Annotated in this window: 1 protein-coding gene; it reads right to left on the bottom strand. The window is 48.8% G+C overall.

Annotation, left to right across the window (positions count from 1 at the left end; genetic code table 11):
* Positions 1–289: ATP-binding protein (locus tag LKL37_RS23010; RefSeq protein ID WP_431612573.1), on the bottom strand; the 289-nt coding region annotated here is incomplete at both ends.

Below are 289 nucleotides of genomic sequence, written 5' to 3'. Positions count from 1 at the left end.
CACCCAAGTCTTTCTGCAGCTCAGCTAATGTCAGATTAGAAATCAGCATGGTCGGCTTCATGCGGTCATAACGTGCATACAGGACTTTGTGCACCAACTCCCGACGTTTATCACGGTCATGCAATCCATATTCATCCAGGATCAACAGGTAGTACTGGCTGAAATCATGAATCACAGATTTTTCTGTAGCGTCCGGCTGCTCCCATGCGTTCATGATTCGCTGCGCCAGATCTTCGCTGGTGATGTACCGTGCATACTTGCCTTTGTTGAGCAATGTTCGAGCCGTAGC

It is taken from the genome of Chryseobacterium sp. 'Rf worker isolate 10' (assembly GCF_050753305.1).
In the GTDB taxonomy this organism is placed as follows: Bacteria; Bacteroidota; Bacteroidia; order Flavobacteriales; family Weeksellaceae; genus Chryseobacterium.
Note: the sequence above shows the minus strand (reverse complement) of the source record. Positions and strands in the feature narration are given on the sequence as shown.